16 protein-coding genes are annotated in these 16,528 nt (G+C 71.7%); 12 read left to right on the top strand and 4 right to left on the bottom strand.

The window, feature by feature from the left end:
• The first annotated feature begins 194 nt into the window (after nucleotides 1-194).
• The 4 genes from radA to QE401_RS15110 all read left to right on the top strand — a co-directional run bounded on the left by radA (nucleotide 195) and on the right by QE401_RS15110 (nucleotide 4,623).
• The gene (gene radA, locus QE401_RS15095; protein WP_307138989.1) at nucleotides 195-1,622 is read left to right on the top strand and encodes a DNA repair protein RadA; all 1,428 of its coding nucleotides are present in this window, start codon (nucleotides 195-197) and stop codon (nucleotides 1,620-1,622) included.
• A 198-nt stretch (nucleotides 1,623-1,820) separates the two neighbouring features.
• The gene (locus QE401_RS15100) at nucleotides 1,821-2,378 is read left to right on the top strand and encodes a CvpA family protein (protein WP_307138990.1); all 558 of its coding nucleotides are present in this window, start codon (nucleotides 1,821-1,823) and stop codon (nucleotides 2,376-2,378) included.
• A 5-nt stretch (nucleotides 2,379-2,383) separates the two neighbouring features.
• Entirely contained in the window at nucleotides 2,384-3,883 is a 1,500-nt protein-coding gene (purF, locus tag QE401_RS15105) for an amidophosphoribosyltransferase (protein ID WP_307138991.1), read from the top strand.
• Nucleotides 3,880-4,623: an SDR family NAD(P)-dependent oxidoreductase gene (locus QE401_RS15110; RefSeq protein ID WP_307138992.1), complete on the top strand. Its 744-nt coding sequence runs from the start codon at nucleotides 3,880-3,882 to the stop codon at nucleotides 4,621-4,623. Before purF ends, QE401_RS15110 begins: the two co-directional genes overlap by 4 nt.
• A 31-nt stretch (nucleotides 4,624-4,654) precedes the next feature.
• Here the strand turns inward: QE401_RS15110 and QE401_RS15115 are convergent, their stop codons facing one another.
• A complete protein-coding gene (locus tag QE401_RS15115; protein ID WP_307138993.1) occupies nucleotides 4,655-5,131 on the bottom strand; it encodes a GNAT family N-acetyltransferase in 477 nt (158 codons plus the stop codon).
• Between the two features lie 66 nt (nucleotides 5,132-5,197).
• Nucleotides 5,198-6,124, bottom strand: coding sequence for a calcium-binding protein (locus QE401_RS15120; protein ID WP_307138994.1), 927 nt, complete (start codon nucleotides 6,122-6,124; stop codon nucleotides 5,198-5,200).
• Nucleotides 6,125-6,612: 488 nt separating this feature from the next.
• Between QE401_RS15120 and QE401_RS15125 the strand changes: the two genes are divergently transcribed.
• Entirely contained in the window at nucleotides 6,613-7,680 is a 1,068-nt protein-coding gene (locus tag QE401_RS15125; protein WP_307138995.1) for an aspartate-semialdehyde dehydrogenase, read from the top strand.
• Between the two features lie 168 nt (nucleotides 7,681-7,848).
• Here QE401_RS15125 and QE401_RS15130 read toward each other — a convergent pair whose 3' ends face one another.
• On the bottom strand, nucleotides 7,849-8,481 hold the full coding sequence (locus QE401_RS15130; RefSeq protein WP_307138996.1) for a TenA family protein: 633 nt from the start codon (nucleotides 8,479-8,481) through the stop codon (nucleotides 7,849-7,851).
• Nucleotides 8,482-8,602: 121 nt separating this feature from the next.
• On the opposite strand from QE401_RS15130, the gene QE401_RS15135 reads away from it, so the two are divergent.
• The 7 genes from QE401_RS15135 to QE401_RS15165 all read left to right on the top strand — a co-directional run bounded on the left by QE401_RS15135 (nucleotide 8,603) and on the right by QE401_RS15165 (nucleotide 14,599).
• Nucleotides 8,603-9,919, top strand: coding sequence for a dihydroorotase (locus QE401_RS15135; protein ID WP_307138997.1), 1,317 nt, complete (start codon nucleotides 8,603-8,605; stop codon nucleotides 9,917-9,919).
• 173 nt (nucleotides 9,920-10,092) lie between these two features.
• Nucleotides 10,093-10,743, top strand: coding sequence for a tetratricopeptide repeat protein (locus tag QE401_RS15140; RefSeq protein ID WP_307138998.1), 651 nt, complete (start codon nucleotides 10,093-10,095; stop codon nucleotides 10,741-10,743).
• Complete coding sequence (locus QE401_RS15145) at nucleotides 10,743-12,077, top strand: outer membrane protein assembly factor BamB family protein (protein ID WP_307138999.1); 1,335 nt, start codon at nucleotides 10,743-10,745, stop codon at nucleotides 12,075-12,077. The genes QE401_RS15140 and QE401_RS15145 overlap by 1 nt, the downstream gene beginning before the upstream one ends.
• 83 nt (nucleotides 12,078-12,160) lie before the next feature.
• Nucleotides 12,161-13,498 carry a ribosome biogenesis GTPase Der gene (der, locus tag QE401_RS15150; RefSeq protein WP_307139000.1) on the top strand — a complete coding sequence of 446 codons (1,338 nt, stop codon included), beginning with the start codon at nucleotides 12,161-12,163 and terminating at the stop codon, nucleotides 13,496-13,498.
• A gap of 215 nt (nucleotides 13,499-13,713) precedes the next feature.
• Nucleotides 13,714-13,920 (top strand): cold-shock protein, encoded by a 207-nt coding sequence (locus QE401_RS15155; RefSeq protein WP_271137066.1) that lies wholly within the window; start codon nucleotides 13,714-13,716, stop codon nucleotides 13,918-13,920.
• 122 nt (nucleotides 13,921-14,042) lie between these two features.
• Nucleotides 14,043-14,252 carry a hypothetical protein gene (locus QE401_RS15160; RefSeq protein WP_271137065.1) on the top strand — a complete coding sequence of 70 codons (210 nt, stop codon included), beginning with the start codon at nucleotides 14,043-14,045 and terminating at the stop codon, nucleotides 14,250-14,252.
• A gap of 146 nt (nucleotides 14,253-14,398) precedes the next feature.
• Nucleotides 14,399-14,599 carry a hypothetical protein gene (locus QE401_RS15165; protein ID WP_307139001.1) on the top strand — a complete coding sequence of 67 codons (201 nt, stop codon included), beginning with the start codon at nucleotides 14,399-14,401 and terminating at the stop codon, nucleotides 14,597-14,599.
• Nucleotides 14,600-14,764: 165 nt separating this feature from the next.
• Here QE401_RS15165 and asnB read toward each other — a convergent pair whose 3' ends face one another.
• A complete protein-coding gene (gene asnB, locus QE401_RS15170; RefSeq protein ID WP_307139002.1) occupies nucleotides 14,765-16,522 on the bottom strand; it encodes an asparagine synthase (glutamine-hydrolyzing) in 1,758 nt (585 codons plus the stop codon).
• Nucleotides 16,523-16,528 lie beyond the last annotated feature (6 nt).

Consider the following 16,528-nt stretch of genomic DNA (forward strand, 5'->3'; position numbering starts at 1 on the left):
CGCCTGAGGCGGCGCGAGGGCAAGCGCCGCCCGGGGCGGCGAGCGCTGAGCGCCGCCTGAAGCGGCCGGGTCCGCCGCCCGAAGCGGCGCCCGACCAGGCCCGCCGGCGGCGGCGCGGCCCGGGGCCCTGGCCCCGGGCCCTCCGGCGGAACAGGCCCCTCGCCGGCGTTCCTGTTTTGCCCCATATTGGCGGCATGGCCAAATCCACCGCCCGCTTCGTCTGCCAGAATTGCGGCGCCATCGCCCCGCGCTGGCAGGGCCGCTGCGACACCTGCGGCGAATGGAACACCATCGTCGAGGAACAGCCCGAGGCGCCCCGCGCCCCCGGCCCCGCCGGCAAGTCAGCCGGCGGCCGCAAGCTGGAATTCGTGGCACTCAAGGGCCGCGCCGCGCCGCCGCCGCGCACCGTCAGCGGCATGGCGGAGCTGGACCGGGTGCTGGGCGGCGGCTTCGTGCCCGGCAGCGTCATCCTGGTGGGCGGCGACCCCGGCATCGGCAAATCCACCATCCTGCTGCAGGCGGCGGCGCGCATCGCCAATGCCGGCAGGCGGGTGCTCTACATCTCGGGCGAGGAAGCGATCGACCAGGTGCGGCTGCGGGCGCTGCGTCTCGGCCTGCAGGACAGCCCGCTCGGCCTCGCGGCCACCACCAGCCTGCGCGACATCGCAGCCTCCCTGGAGGAGGAGAAGGAGGCGACGCTCGTCATCATCGACTCGATCCAGACCGTCTGGCTGGACAGCCTGGATTCCGCCCCCGGCACGGTCAGCCAGGTGCGCGCCTGCGCCGCCGAGCTGACGCGGCTGGCCAAGACCCGCAACTTCGCCGTGGTGCTGGTGGGGCATGTGACCAAGGAAGGCACCCTGGCCGGCCCCCGCGTGCTGGAGCACATGGTCGACGCCACGCTGTATTTCGAAGGCGATCGCGGCCACCAGTTCCGCATCCTGCGCGCGGTGAAGAACCGCTTCGGCGCCACCGACGAGATCGGCGTCTTCGAGATGACCGATCGCGGGCTGATGGAGGTGGCCAACCCCTCCGCCCTTTTCCTGGCCGAACGCCGCGGCAATATTTCGGGGAGTGCCGTCTTCGCTGGGATGGAGGGCACGCGGCCGGTGCTTGTGGAAATCCAGGTGCTGCTCTCGCCCTCCGCCTCCGGCGGCTCGCCGCGGCGGCAGGTGGTGGGGTGGGATTCCGGGCGGCTGGCCATGCTGATGGCCGTGCTGGAATCCCGCTGCCGCGTCAGCCTCGGCCAGAACGACGTCTATCTGAACATCGCCGGCGGGCTGCGGGTGGGCGAGCCGGCGGCCGATCTCGCGGTTGCCGCCGCCCTGGTCTCCGCCGCAACCGACCGGCCGACCGACCCGGACATGGTCTTCTTCGGCGAGATCGGCCTCTCCGGCGAGGTGCGCCAGGTGGCGCAGACCGATACCCGCCTGCGCGAGGCCGCCAAGCTCGGCTTCGCCGCCGCCATGCTGCCGCGCCGCGTGGCGCGCGGCGGCCGCGCCGCCCCCGCCCATGAGGGGCTGCGCCTGACCGAGATCGGGCACCTCGCCGATCTGGTGGCGCCGCTGGCGGCCGCCGCGGCCGGGAAGGCAGAGAAAAAGGAAAAGAAAGCGGGGGAATGAATTCCCCCGTTTTTCTGTCAGGGCCGGCCGCCGCTGGCGGCCGGCAGGGCCATGGATCGGCCAGCGCTTCCCGGCCAGGGCAGCGGCCGTCGTGCGACACCCACACCCCCTCCCCTGCAGCGTCCCGCCTCCCCACCCGACGGCGGCAGCCTGAAAGAAAGATGGCGGGGGGACAGGGGCTTGGGTATAGGGGCGGCGATGACCTGGGTGGACGGCATTGTCCTGGCGGTGATCGCCCTCTCGGCGCTTATTGCCTTCTTTCGCGGCCTGGTGCGTGAGGTGCTGGGCGTCGGCGCCTGGATCGGCGCTGGCCTGTTCGCCATCTATATGCTGCCGGGGGCGTCGCAGCTGGCCGGCACCTATGTGCAGCCGCCCTGGCTGGCCGAGATCGTCGGCGGGGCGGTGGCCTTCCTGATCGCGCTGATCGTGCTCAAGCTGCTGATCGGCTGGTTCGCCGGGCTGGTGCGGGCCTCGGTGCTCGGGGGTCTGGATCGCGCCCTCGGCATGGTGTTCGGCCTCGCGCGGGGTGCTTTCCTGGTCGTGCTCGCTTATATCGTGGGCGGGTTGTTCCTGCCTCAGGTCGAGCGCTGGCCCGAGCCGGTGCAGGAGGCACGCAGCCTGCCCACCGTGGCGGATGGGGCGGCGATGCTTGTGTCGCAGCTTCCGCCGGAGTATCGCCCGCGCCTACCCGATTTGCCGCAGCGCAGCATGCCCAGCATGGACGAGCTGCTGCGGCCCCCGGCCCAGAGCCGGTAACGAGGATGCCGATGCAGCCCCTGCCCTCCACCCATCCCTGGGACGACGAAGACGGCTTCCATGAGGAATGCGGCGTTTTCGGAGTCTGGAACGCGACCGATGCGGCGGCGCTGACCGCGCTCGGCCTGCATGCCCTGCAGCATCGCGGGCAGGAGGCCTCGGGCATCGTCACCCTGGCGGATGCGGGCACGGCGTCCGGCAAGTTCCACGCCCATCGTGGCCTGGGGCTGGTCGGCGACATCTTCGGCGATGCCAAGGTGATGGCGGGGCTGAAGGGGCGCAGCGCCGTCGGCCACAACCGCTACGCCACCACCGGCGAGACCGCGCTGCGCAATGTGCAGCCGCTGTTTGCCGATTTCGAGTTCGGCGGCCTGGCCGTCGCCCACAATGGCAACCTGACCAATGCGACGGCGCTGAAGCGCGCCCTGGTGCGCCGCGGCTGCCTGTTCCAGAGCACCACGGATTCCGAGGTCTTCGTCCACCTCATCGCCATCAGCCTCTACGCCAATGTGGTGGACCGGCTGATCGACGCCCTGAAGCAGGTGCAGGGCGCCTATTCGCTGATCGCGCTGCATGATGGCGCGCTGATCGGCGCGCGCGACCCGATGGGCGTGCGCCCGCTGGTGCTCGGCCGCCTCGGCGCGCCGGAGGGCGGCGCCTATGTGCTGGCCAGCGAGACCTGCGCCCTCGACATCGTCGGCGCGGAGTTCATCCGCGACATCGAGCCGGGCGAGATCGTCATCATCAACAATGACGGGCTGCGCAGCATCAAGCCCTTCGGCCGCGGCCAGAGCCGGTTCTGCATCTTCGAATACATCTATTTCGCCCGCCCCGATTCGGTGGTCGAGGGCACGCCGGTCTATGAGACGCGCAAGCGCATCGGCTCGGAGCTGGCCCGCGAGAGCCATGTCGAGGCCGATGTGGTGGTGCCGGTGCCGGATTCCGGCGTCCCCGCCGCCATGGGCTATGCGACCGAGGCCGGCATTCCCTTTGAGCTCGGCATCATCCGCAACCACTATGTCGGCCGCACCTTCATCGAGCCCACCGACCAGATCCGGCATCTGGGCGTGAAGCTGAAGCACAGCGCCAACCGGCCGATGATCGAGGGCAAGCGCGTCATCCTGGTGGATGATTCCATCGTGCGCGGCACCACCTCGAAGAAGATCGTCGAGATGGTGCGCCAGGCCGGCGCCAAGGAGGTGCATATGCGCATCTCCTCGCCGCCGACGACGCATTCCTGCTTCTACGGCATCGACACGCCGGAGCGGGAGAAGCTGCTGGCCGCCAACCATGATGTCGAGGAGATGGCCCGCATCATCGGCGCCGACAGCCTCGCCTTCATCTCGCTGGACGGCATGTACCGGGCGCTGGGCCGCCCGGGGCGCGACGCCACCAACCCCGGCTATTGCGATGCCTGCTTCACCGGCGACTACGCCATCCCGCTGACCGATATCGAGGGCCATCCCGAGCGCATCCCCGCGCTGCTGGCGGCCAACGGCCAGTGAGCGCGGTGGCTGAGGCCGCGTCGGGCACCGCCCGGCCGCTGGCCGGGCAGATCGCCCTCGTCACCGGCGCCAGCCGCGGCATCGGGGCTGCGACGGCGGTGGAGCTGGCGCGGCTCGGCGCGCATTGCGTGCTGATCGCCCGCACCCAGGGCGGGCTGGAGGAGACCGACGACGCCGTCCGCGCCGCCGGCGGCCAGGCCACGCTGCTGCCCTTCAACCTGGTGAAGGATGCCGACAAGATCGACATGGTCGGCCCCTCCCTGGTGGAGCGCTTCGGCCGGCTCGACATTCTGGTGCACAATGCCGGCGCGCTGGGCGCGCTGACGCCCGTCGCGCACATCACCCCGCGCGACTGGAACGAGGTGATCGGCACCAACCTGACCGCTGCCTGGCGGCTGATCCGCACCTGCGACCCGCCGCTGCGCGCGGCGCCCGCGGGAAGGGCGGTGTTCGTCACCACCGGGCGGGTGCAGCGGCCCAAGGCCTTCTGGGGGCTCTATGGCGCCTCCAAGGCGGGCATGGAGCATCTGGTGCAGACCTGGGCGCAGGAGGTGGAGCACACGCCGCTCCGCGTGAACCTGTTCGACCCGGATGTGGTGGCGACCAAGCTGCGCGCCCAGGCGATGCCGGGCGAGGACCCGGACAGCATCGCCCAGCCGCGCGACGTGGCGCCGGTGCTGGCCGCGCTCTGCCTGCCCGCCGAGTCGCGGCACGGCCAGACGGTTCTCTTCCGGAGCTGACCGGACGCTGATCCCGGGGGCGCGGGCCGGCTCAGCCGGCCGCGTCCTCCAGGGCGCAGCGCATCAGCGCGATCTCCCCGGCCCCCTGCGGCAGCCGCTCGACACAGACCCAGCCGAGGCGCTCATACAGCGCCTCGGCGCTGTCGGTGTAGAGCCAGAGCTCGGCCGCCCCCTGCGCCCGCGCCGCCTGCTGCACCGCCCGCGCCAGCCGCGCCGCATGGCCCTGGCGCCGCGCTTCCGGCACCACATAGAGCCCGGCCAGCCAGGGCGTCAGCAGCGGCCGCGCCTCCAGATCCCCCGCCGCCAGCGAGGCGGTGCCAAGCGGCACCCCGTCCCGCAGCAGCACGAAGCTCCGCGGCAAGGCGGGCGGCGCCTGCGGCAGGGCCAGCATCGCCATCACCTCCGCCTCCTCATGTCCCTCCGCCTGCCAGAAGGCCTGCCACAGCCAGGCGGCGACCTGGGGCGCGAGGTCCGGGCGCTGGGTGAGGCTGGTGATCTCGATGCTCATGCGGCCCTACCAAGCACCGGCGCGGCGTCCTGCCCAGGGGGCCGGCGCCGCGCCGGGAAACCAGGGCTAGAGGAGGAAGCTGTCGGCGGTCAGCGTGTGCAGGCCGGCGATCTGCACATGGACCTCGGCGGCGCCGCCATCGCCCAAATCGGCCTCGATATAGGTGTTGGCCGAATCGGTGTACCAGCGGACCTCCGCGACACCGCCGGTGAAGGCCGCGCCTTGTGTCGCCAGGAAGGCGAAGGCCTGGTTGCCGGCGGTCGCGGGATCGGTGTCGATCACCGAGAGGTCGAAGCGGTCCGCCTCGGCCACGCTGAAATCATAGACGATGTCATAGGCCGTGGCCGTGCTCTGGTTGAGGACGTAGAGGAAGCTGTCGGCCCCGGCGCCGCCATAGAGCCGATCCGCCCCCGCGCCGCCGGCCAGGCTGTCATTGCCCAGCCCGCCATAGATCGTGTCGTCGCCCTCGTCGCCGCGCAGATAATCATTGCCGGTGCCGCTGGTGGCGCTCTGGTCGCCATAGACGGTGTCGTTGCCGAGCCCGCCAGAGATGTAGTCATCGCCGTCCTGGCCGCGCAGGATGTCATTCCCGGCATCACCTACGATAAAATCGTTCTGGGCGCCGCCATAGACGGTGTCGTTGCCGTTGCCGCCATAGATCGTATCCTCCCCGTCATTGCCGTAGAGGATGTCGTTCTGGTCGCCGCCATTGAGATAGTCGTTTCCAAGGCCGCCCTCGAGCCAGTCATTGCCGTGGCCGCCATAGATATCGTCGTCCCCTCCCTCCCCATACAGAAAGTCATTCTCGGTTTCGCCGATGAGCCGGTCATTGCCGTCGCCGCCATAGAGGTAGTCGATGCCGGCGCCGCCATTCATCATGTCATTGCCGCCATTGCCCCAGGCGCGGTCATTGCCGTTGCTCAGGTAGAAGCTGTCGTCGTCTTCGGTGCCAAACATCTCATCGGCGCCAAGGGTCCCATTGAAAACAGCCAATCCAGCCTCCTGTCCTCGCCTCCGACCGGGCGGCCCCTGCCCCAGGGCCCGGCGCGCCGCCGCTGCGTCGGATCATTCCGCGGCGCGCAAAGCCCACGCCGCCGCCGGAGGGCTCCGGCCAGGCCAGCAGGCCACCGGTCGTGCCGGCGGCGCAATCACGGCATTTCGCAAAAACTCTTGATTTTACAGGCCTGAAAGCGGCGCGCAGCGTGCCGCTGGCGGTGCCGGCGCCCACCCTCCGGCAGCCCGCGCCACAGCCGCTGCGAAGGCCACCTTGACGGCCGCCCGCATCCGGGGCGAAATGACCGCCATGTTCGCCCCGATCACCATTAAGCGCATTACCAAGACGACCGCTCCGGCGGGGCGTCCTCTGGTGCATGCGCGGGTCGCCGCAGCATAACCACCAGAAGGCCCCGCCGGAGACGGACGGGGCCAGAGCCGGACAGGAACCCGGCCCCGTCTCTCCCGGCACCACCGGACAGAGATCGATGAACGCCCTCCCCTCCTCCGCCGAACTGGCCCCGCCCTCGCATCAGAGCGTGGCCGCCAACCCCGTGGTCGCCATTGTCGGCGCCACCGGCGCCGTTGGCGTCGAGATGCTGCGCTCGCTCGAGGAGCGCGACTTCCCGCTGGCCTCGCTGAAGCTGCTGGCCTCGCCGCGCTCGGCCGGCAAGACCATGCGCTTCCGCGGCCAGGATCTGGCCATCGAGGCGCTGGACGAGAGCAGCTTCGAGGGTGTGGACCTCGCTTTGTTCTCCGCCGGCTCGGGCGTGTCGAAGCGCTATGCGGCGGCGGCGGTGAAGGCCGGCGCGGTGGTGGTGGACAATTCCTCCGCCTTCCGCATGGACCCCGACGTGCCGCTGGTGGTGCCCGAGGTGAACGGGGCCGAGATCGCGCGGCATCGCGGCATCATCGCCAACCCGAACTGCGTCGCCATCATCGCCACCGTGCCGCTCTGGCCGCTGCAGCAGGCGATCGGCATCCGCCGCGTCACCGCCGCCACCTACCAGGCGGCCTCCGGCGCCGGCGCCGCGGCGATGGAGGAGCTGCGCGCCTCCACCGAGGCCTATCTGAAGGGCGAGGCCTTCACGCCGCAGGTGCTGCCGCACCCCTATGCCTTCAACCTGTTCAGCCACAATGCCGAGGTCGACCCCGAGAGCGGCTACAATGGCGAGGAGCTGAAGGTGATCGCCGAGACGCGGCGCATCATGGACGCCCCCTCCCTGCCGCTCGGCATCACCTGCATCCGCGTGCCGATCCTGCGCGCCCATGCCATCGCGCTGAATGTCGAGTTCAACCGCCCGGTCTCCCCGGACGAGGTGAAGGCGCTGCTGGCCGAGGCGCCGGGGGTGCGCATCGTCGATGACCGGGTGGCGAACCATTTCCCGATGCCGTCCGAGGCCTCGGGCCAGGGCGATGTGCTGGCCGGCCGCTTCCGCGCCGATCTGGGCGACCCGAGCGGGCATTCGGTGGCGTTCTTCGTCGCCGGCGACCAGCTGCTGAAGGGCGCGGCGCTGAACGCCGTGCAGATCGCGGAGCAGCTGCTGGCGCGCTGAAGACAGCAAGGCCGGGGGGACAGGGTCCCCCCGGACCCCGCCTTCAGTTTGGCGCCATCTGATGGCGGGGTCCGGGGTGGCCCTGCCACCCCGGCGGAGGGGTCTGGGGAGGCGGCGCCTCCCCAGATATCATCTGGTTTGTCTGGGGAGGCAAAGCCTCCCCAGCTCTCACCTGTAAAGATCGTCGAAAAACTGCCGCTCCAGCCTGACCGCCCGCCCGAACAGCGCGGCGCAGGCGGCTTCCTCGGCCGGGCCGACGCGGTCCAGCTCGCCGCGCAGCCAGCCCACGAAGCCGCGGAAATACTCGTTGTCGTGCAGGGTGATCCATTCGGCGTGCAGGAAGCTTCCGGGCTTCGGCCCGTGCAGCCTCTCCGCCCAGCTCAGATAGAGCCATTCCGCCACCGCCAGCACGGAGAGCGCCTGGGCGTAGGAGCGGCTCTCGGCCGCCTCGCGCATCAGCTCCTGGAAGGCGCGGGTGGTCTCGCTCAGCTCTGGCGCTGTGCGCTCCGCCTCCGGCACGCCGAGTTCGTCGAAGGCGCGCTGGAAATAGGTGTTCTCGTCGCTGGTGATCATCGCCAGGAAGCGGGAGAGGCGCAGCCGCGCGGCATAGCTGTCGGCCGAGGCGATGGCCGCGCCCAGCAGCGCCACGAAGCGGTCGATGAACTGGTAGTCCTGCACCAGATAGGCGCGCAGCACGGCGGGGTCGATGCTGCCGGCGCCCAGCTCGGCCGCGAAGCGGTGGGTGGTGGCGGCGTCCCAATCGGCGGCGTTCTGGGCGCGCAGGCGCTCGGACAGGCTCATGGGGCTTCTCTCTCCCGGTCTGGCGTTGCCCATCTGGCTAGCAGATCGCCGGCGAGGGGTCGCCCCCGGCGGCAAACTTGCCTAAAGACAGGGCCGTCCGTTTGCGTCGAGAGGATGCCGCATGACCAGCTTCGATCTCATCCTGCGCGGGGGAACCTGCGTGCTGCCCTGGGGCGAGGCGGTGGCGGATGTCGGCGTCAAGGCCGGCCGCATCGCCGCGATCGGCGATCTGGGCGCGGCCAGCGCGCCGCAGGTGGTCGATTGCGCCGGGCTGCATGTGCTGCCCGGGCTGATCGACCCGCATGTGCATCTGCGCGACCCGGGCGACCCGGCGGTGGAGACCATCCCGACCGGGACCAAGGCCGCTATCCTGGGCGGCATCACGGCCGTCTTCGACATGCCCAACACCACGCCGTCCATCACCAGCCAGGCGGCGCTGGAGGAAAAGCGGGCCTATGTGCAGGGCAAGGCCTGGTGCGACATCGGCTTCTATGTCGGCGCCGCCAAGTCCAACATCGCCGAGCTGGCGGCGCTGGAAGCCAATCCGGATGTCTGCGGCATCAAGGTCTTCGCCGGCTCCTCGACCGGCGACCTGCTGGTGCATGACGATGCCAGCCTGGAGCGGGTGATGCGGCTCGGCCGCCGCCGCATCTCCTACCATTCCGAGGACGAATACCGGCTGCAGGAGCGCAAGCCGCTCTACGCCGCCGGCGGCCCGCACCGGCTGCATGCCGAGTGGCGCGATGTCGAATGCGCCTTCCTCGGCACCCGCCGGCTGATGGCGCTGGCGCGCGAGACCGGGCGGCCTGCGCATATCCTGCACGTCTCGACCGCCGAGGAGCTGGTCTATCTGAAGGATTTCCGCGACGTCGCGACCGTCGAGGTGCTGGTGAACCACCTCTCCCAGACCGACGAGGCCTATGAGCGGCTGGGTGGCTATGCGGTGATGAACCCGCCGATCCGCGACGCGCGCCACCAGGCGGCGGCGTGGGAGGCGGTGCGCAACGGCACGGTCGATTGCATCGGCTCCGACCACGCCCCGCACAGCCGCGCTGCCAAGGAGCGCCCCTGGCCGGCGACGGCGGCCGGGCTGACGGGCGTGCAGACCCTGGCGCCGCTGATGCTCGACCATGTGAATGCCGGCCGCCTGACGCTCGGCCGCATGGTGGACCTGATGTCGGCCGGCCCCGCCCGGGTCTATGGCGCGGTCACCAAGGGGCGGCTGGCCGCCGGCTATGACGCGGATTTCACCGTGGTCGACCTGAAGAAGAGCCGCACCATCGAGGAGAGCTGGATTGCCTCCCCCTGCGGCTGGACGCCCTTCGCCGGGCAGCGCGTCACCGGCTGGCCGGTGATGACCATCGTGCGCGGCCAGGTCGCGATGCGCGAGGACGAGGTGCTGGGCAGCCCGCAGGGCAAGCCCGTCCTCTTCCACTGAGGCGGCTTCGGGCCGGGGCGCCGCGCCCCGGCCCGGCCGGGCAGCCAGCGTCCCGGCGCCCCGCGATCACGGCCGCATCAGGCCGATCCGGGCAGCGCCGCCCTTGCCCTTAACTTCGCCCTTCGCTGCCGCTATGGTCCCGCGCGCTTGTCACAGGCTTCAGGGACCGGACCTTGCCGGATATTTTCGACGAAGTGCAGGAGGAGCTGCGGGCCGAACGGGCCCGCCGCCTGGCCCTGCGGTATGGCGGGCTGTTCACCGGCGTGGCGCTGCTGGCGCTGGTCGGGCTCGGCGGCTGGCAGGGCTGGCGCTGGTACCAGCAGCGCGAGGCCACGCAATCCGCCGCCGTCTTCCTGGAGCAGCACCGCGCCGCCGAGGCGCAGGGCGCCGACCTGCGCGCGATCGGCGACCGCTTCGCCGGCCTCGCCGCAAGCAGCCCGGAAGGCTACCGGATCCTGGCCACGCTGCGCGCCGCCGCGCTGAAGGCCGAGACCGGCGACCGCGACGGCGCGCTGGCGCTGTGGAACCAGCTTTCTGGCGATGGCGGCGCGCCGCGGATCTATCGCGACCTGGCCAGCCTGATGTGGGCGCTGCACGGCATCGATTCGCAGGACCCGGCGCAGCTTTCCGCGCGCCTCGCGCCGCTGGCGGCCGAAGGCAGCGCCTGGCGCGCCTCGGCGCGCGAGCTGCAGGGGCTGCTGGCGCTGCGCCAGGGCGACAAGGCCACTGCCAAGCGCGAATTCGAGGCGCTGGCCCAGGATGTCACCGCGCCGCAGGGCCTGCGCGACCGCGCCGGCCGGCTGGCCGCAGGATTGGGGGTGTGATGCAGGGCAAAGTCTGGACACGGCGCGCGGCGCTGCTCGGCGGCGCGGGCCTGCTGAGCGGCTGCGGCATTCTCGACATGTTCGGCGAGAGCAAGGACCGCCTGCCGGGCGAGCGCCGCTCGATCCTGGCGTCGCAGCGGCCGCTGGAGGCCGATGCGAGCCTGGCCGGCCAGCCCCTCGCCCTGCCGGCCGCCACGCCGCGCAGCGCCTGGCCGCAGCCCGGCGCGGGTCCGACCCATGCCACCGGCCACAGCGCGCTCGGCGCGCAGCTCGGCCAGGCCTGGCGCGCCTCCGCCGGCACCGGCAGCTCCTATCGCCGCCGCCTGACCAGCGGCCCGGTCATCGCCGAGGGCACGGTCTTCGCGGCCGACGCCTATGGCGAGGTCTCGGCCTTCGACCTCGCCTCCGGCGGCCGCCGCTGGCGCTTCGACACACGGCCCGAGAAGGATGATGTGGGCGGCGTCGGCGCCGGCTGCGCCTTCGCCGATGGCACGCTCTACGTCACCACCGGCCTCGCCGAGCTGATCGCCATCGACCCGGCGACCGGCCAGCAGCGCTGGCGCGCCAGCCTGCCGGCGCCGACCCGCGGCGCCCCCACCGTGGCGCGCGGCCGCGTCTATGTGCCGACGCTGGAGAACCAGCTGCTGGCGCTCTCGGCCGAGGATGGCAGGCGGCTCTGGACCTACCGCGCCCAGGCGGCGACCGCGCTGCCGCTCGGCCTGCCGGGCCCGGCGGTGGACGAGGATTTTGTCGTCGCCGGCTTCCCCTCGGGCGAGCTGGTGGCGATGCGGCCCGAGGATGGCCGCGTGCAATGGACCGAAAGCCTGGCCGGCCAGGGCCGCGGCGGCCTCGGCGACATCGCCGGGGTGCGCGGCCTGCCGGTGATCCATGAGGGGCGCGTCTATGCCATGGGCATGGGCGGCACCTCCATGGCGGTCGATCTGCGCTCCGGCCGCCGGCTGTGGGAGCATGAGCTGGGCGGCACGGAAAGCCCGGTCGTCGCCGGGGACTGGCTGTTCCTGGTGGGCGACAATGGCACGCTGATCGCCGTGCAGCGCGAAAGCGGCCGCATCCGCTGGCTGTCCGAGCTGAACGAGCCGCCGGCCGGCACCGACCCGAAGAAGTTCGAGGCGGCGAGCTTCGCCACCCCGATCCTGGCCGGCGGGCAGCTGATCCTGCCCAGCAGCAAGGGCGAGGCGCTGCTGGTCGACCCCACCTCCGGCCAGGTCGGCGGGCGGCTGCGCCTGCCGGGCTCCACCACCCTGCCCGGCGCGGTGGCGCAGGACACGCTGGTGCTGCTCACCGATGACGGGACGCTGGTCGCCTACCGGTAAGAGAAAAGTCCGGGGCGCTGCCCCGGGCCCCGCCTGCGGATTTGGTTTCGCCAGAGGGCGTTCCGCTGTAAAGGCGGGGCATCATGCTGCCTCGTATCGCCATTATCGGCCGCCCCAATGTGGGCAAGTCCACGCTGTTCAACCGCCTGGCCGGCCGCAAGCTCGCCATCGTGGACGACACCCCGGGCGTCACCCGCGATCGCAAGGAGACGGAAGCCCGGCTCGGCGGCCGCGCCGTGCTGCTGCTCGACACGGCAGGCCTCGAGGAAGCGCCGCCCGACACCGTCGCCGGCCGCATGCGCGCCAGCTCCGAGGTCGCCATCCGCGACGCCGATCTGGTGCTCTTCGTGGTCGATGCCCGCTCGGGCATCACCCCCTCCGACCGCGCCTTCGCCGCCTGGCTGCGCCGCCAGAGCGTGCCGGTGCTGCTGGTCGCCAACAAGACCGAGGGCCGCGGCGGCGGCATGGCCGCCTATGAGGCCTATGAGCTCGGCCTCGGCGACCCCGTCGCCATCTCCGCCGAACATGGCGAGGGCATCGCCGATTTGCACACCACCGCCGCCGAGCTGCTGCCGGAGGAGGAGGACGAGGATGCGCGCGACCGCACCCGGCCGCTGCGCCTGGCCATCGTCGGCCGGCCCAATGCCGGCAAGTCCACCCTGCTGAACGCCCTGCTGGGCGAGGAGCGCATGATCACCGGCCCCGAGCCCGGCCTGACCCGCGACGCGGTGGCCGTGGAATGGACCGACGAGACCGGCGGCAAGGTGCGGCTGGTCGACACCGCCGGGCTGCGCAAGAAGTCCCGCATCGTCGAGGGGCTGGAGCAGATGTCGGTGGCCGCCACCATCGCCGCGCTGAAGGAGGCGGAGGCCGCCATCCTGGTGCTCGACGCCAATCTCGGCATGGATGAGCAGGATCTGCGCATCGCCCGCCTGGCCGAGCGCGAGGGCCGCGCCGTCATCATCGCCTTCAACAAATGGGACGCCGTCGAGGACCGCGCCGCCTGCCGCCGCAAGCTGGACGACGTGCTCGCCTCGTCGCTCGCCCAGCTCAAGGGCGTCGGTGTCGTCACCCTCTCGGCCATGACCGGGCGCGGGGTGGACCGGCTGATGCCGGCGGTGCGGCAGACGGTGGAGCGCTGGAACCGCCGCATCCCGACCGGCGAGCTGAACCGCTGGTTCGAGGCCGCCGTGGCGCGCCATTCCCCGCCGCTGGTCGATGGCCGCCGCATCAAGCTGCGCTACGCCACCATGCCGAAGGCGCGGCCGCCCACCATCGCCATCTTCGGCCCCCGCGCCGAGGACCTGCCGGAAGATTATCGCCGCTACCTGGTGAACAGCTTCCGCGACGCCTTCGACATGCCGGGCGTGCCGATCCGGGTGAATGCCCGCGGCGGCAAGAACCCCTTCGTCGAGGAGTGATCCGGCGCCCCCGCGCGGCCGCCGCGCGGGGGCGCCCGGCATTTTAGGGTTGCACCCGCCCCCCGGCAGGACCATGTTGGTCGGGTCAGCTCGTTTGGTTCGGCCTGCTCCCTGCTCATTCGTGAGCGCCGAGCCCGGTGTCCGTCTCCCCGCGACGTTCGATCCGCCCCGCGATGTCCGTGGGGCGGCCTTCTGTTTTTGAACGGAACAGCATCATGGCTTTCGGCACCGTGAAGTGGTTCAACGCCACCAAGGGCTACGGCTTCATCCAGCCGGAAGACGGCTCCAAGGACGTCTTCCTGCACATCTCCGACGTGCAGCGCTCCGGCCTGCGCGAGCCGCGCGAGGGCGAGCGTCTGCAGTATGACCTGCAGCAGGGCCAGCAGGGCAAGGTCTCCGCGACCAATCTGCGCCAGGGCTGAAGCCCGCGCCCGGGCCTTGCGCCCGGGACCAGGCCGGGGCCTTGATGCCCCGTGCCGCCGGCCATGGCGGAACCCCGCCATGGCCCCTCCCCGACCGCGCCCCTGACGGCGAAGGAACAGACATGCCACCCCATGGCTTCTCGGTCGGGCAGATCGTCGAACTGGTTCCCGGCAAGTATGACGGCAACATCCCGCGCGGCGCCTATGCGGTGACGCGGCTGCTGCCGAATGATGGCAGCGACCGCGAGTATCGGGTGCGCAGCCAGCAGGACGGGCATGAGCGCGTGGTGCGCGAAAGCCAGCTGCGCCAGGGCGCCGGGGCGCCCCGCTAGCCCGTCTTCCGGCTGGCGCCGCAGGGCGCCTGTCTCACCGCCGGCGCCGCAGGGTGTCCGGCCCGCCGCCCTCGCGCGGCCCTTTCACGACGCGCCGCTTCGGCCCGCCGCTCCCCCAGCCCCGGCAAACGCCGGCAGGAGCCCCCATGTCCGACCTCCGCAAGAAACCCGCCATGGCCCCGCAGGCCGAGGCGCCGACCATGGTCTTCGACGAAGCCGAGGTGGAGTACCTGTCCAAGCGCCTCCGCGTCTCGGCCGCCATCATCCGCGAGATCATGCGCCGCATCGGCTCGGGCGAGCGCTCCGCCGTGGAGCGCGAGTTCCGCAAGGGCATGGCCCGGCGCTGAACGGGCGGCGCTCTCGAGAGGAGCTTCGCCCCTCTCACTCCCACCAAAGGCCTGAGGCCTTTGGAAACCCATCTGTTTGAATTCTAAAACTGATGGCGGGTGCAGGGGACCCTGTACCCTGCTGGGGGAGTTTGAGGGGGCAAAGCCCCCTCAAGCCGGTCGCGCTCAGCGCGCCGCCAGATACTCGAAGGTATCGCCCGCGGGCATCACGCCCTCCACATGCCGGCGGTGCCACAGCGCGTAGAACAGCAGGTGCCAGGCGGCGAAGCCCTCGCGCTTGCCGCCCGCCGCCTTGAACAGGGCGGCCACGCGGTCCGGCCGGGCGATCTCGGCCACGCCGGGCTGCGCCGCCACCAGCGGCCCCAGCCGCTCGCCCTTGGCGGCGATCCAGGCGCCGACCGGCACGGTGAAGCCCTGCTTCGGCCGATGCGGCTCGGCCGCCGGCAGATGCCGCGCCAGCCATTCGCGCAGCAGCCATTTGCCCGCACCGTTGCGCACCTTCAGCGCGTCCGGCAGGCGGAACACCGCCCCCGCCACGGCGCTGTCCAGGAAGGGGGTGCGCCCCTCCACCGCATGCGCCATCAGGCAGCGGTCCAGCTTCAGCAGCAGGTCATTGGGCAGCCAGTCGGCCACATCCAGCGCCTGGGCGGCCATCAGCCGGCTGCGCCCGGGCAGCGCCACGGCGGCCTCGGCGGCGGCGATGCCGTCGCGCCAGCCGGTGGGGGGCGCGCGCAGCACCTCCAGCCGGTCGAAGGCGCCGCGGCTGCGCAGCGCCTTGCCGCCCAGCCACCAGGGCCGCATGGCGGCGCGGTAGCGGCCATAGCCGCCCAGCAGCTCATCCCCGCCCTCGCCCGAGAGCACCACCTTCACCTCCTGCCGGGCGCGGCGCGCCAGGAACCAGGTGGGGATGATGGCGTAATCCGCCGCCGGGTCGTCCATGGCGGCGACGATCTCCGGCAGATGCCGCCAGACCTCGGCCTCGGAGACGGTGATGCTCTCATGCCGGGCGCCGACGGCGCGGGCCAGCGTCGCGGCGCGCTCGCGCTCATCCGCGGCACCCGCCACGTCGAAGCCGGCGGTGTAGGCGCGCACCGGGCTGTCATTCAGCCGCGCCATCATCGCCAGCACGGCGGCGCTGTCGGTGCCGCCCGACAGGAACAGGCCGTAGGGCACGTCGCTGCGCTGGTGCAGATCGACGCTGGACTGGAAGGCGGCATCGAACGCCGCCAGCGCCGCCTCCTCGGTGGTCGCCACCGGCCCGCCCTCGGGCAGGGCGGCGCGGCGGCGGCGCTCCAGCACGCGGCCTTCCGAGATCGCCACCGTCTCGCCCGGCAGCAGGCGGGTGATGCCCTCGAAGATGGTCTCGGCGCCGGTGGTGAACTGCATCTGCAGCAGCTCGGCGCGCGATTCGGCGCGGATGCGCGGCGCCACCAGACCGGCGCCGATCAGCGCCTGCGCCTCGGAGGCGAAGGCGATGCCCTCCGAGGTCTCGGCCAGGTAGAGCGGCTTGATGCCGAAGGGGTCGCGCGTCAGCACCACCTGCCGCGCCGCGCGGTCATGGATGGCCAGCGCATACATGCCACGCAGCCGGTCGGCGAAGCCCAGCCCGTCGCGCCGGTAGAGATGCAGCGGCGGCTCGCAATCGCTGCCGGTGGCGCAGCCGAGCTGGTTCTCCTCGCGCAGCTCGCGGTAGTTGTAGACCTCGCCATTGCCGACCAGCGCGGCGGGGCCGGCGAAGAGCGGCTGGTCGCCGGTGGCCAGGTCGATGATCGCCAGCCGGTTATGCGCCAGCGCCACCTGGCCGGCGACATGATGCCCCGAGCCGTCCGGGCCGCGATGCGCCAGCGCGCCGATCAGCCGCTGCAGCAGCGCCGCGTCGGGCGTGGCGCCGGGTTTCAGGATCAGGCCGGCAATGCCGCACATCGGGGT

Source organism: Pseudoroseomonas cervicalis, assembly GCF_030818485.1.
Lineage (GTDB): Bacteria > Pseudomonadota > Alphaproteobacteria > Acetobacterales > Acetobacteraceae > Pseudoroseomonas > Pseudoroseomonas cervicalis_A.